General features: G+C 33.1%; 1 protein-coding gene. It reads right to left on the bottom strand.

The genetic code is table 11. From position 1 onward, the window contains the following. Positions 1–187 precede the first annotated feature (187 nt). On the bottom strand, positions 188–355 hold the full coding sequence (locus tag V3W49_RS23150) for a DUF1059 domain-containing protein (protein ID WP_500148338.1): 168 nt from the start codon (positions 353–355) through the stop codon (positions 188–190). Between the last annotated feature and the right edge of the window lie 155 nt (positions 356–510).

The raw sequence follows: 510 nt of genomic DNA on the forward strand, positions 1-510 counted from the left end.
GTATATTTTGGTGAAAATTTTATCATAAGAACCAGGTATTTCTTACACCGAAAAATGAGCCAATGTTCTTCCTGCGGCAATTTGTTTATTAGCTTGAATGAAGAGTTAACAAAATGTGACAAGTGTAGAAAGTGGTTAGTCAAAAGTGACTCGAGAAAATAATCCCTCCTAATTTTCAGTATTAGTTTTATCCATGCTTCCTCAAAATAAACTGCATCAAGGCCTCTTTGGAATATTCTATTCCATGTTCATCACAGGAATGTTTTCCATATTCCTCTATCACCTTTGCCATATCGTCTCCTTCGACCACAAAATCACATTCAAAACCATAATCTCCACACGTGAGTTTTGCCATATTTTACAGAAAATACTAGGATATAAAAATCCACAGGTTGTCTTTTCTGCTAAGAACTAGCTTTGATCTCAAAAATGAAAATTAATTATTTTTTTGAAAGAGATTTCTATCCGTAAGATTCAAACTTTATTCCAAAGCTTCCATCAGGATTCTTT

Source organism: Rosenbergiella sp. YN46, assembly GCF_036620675.1.
Classification (GTDB): Bacteria; Pseudomonadota; Gammaproteobacteria; order Enterobacterales; family Enterobacteriaceae; genus Jejubacter.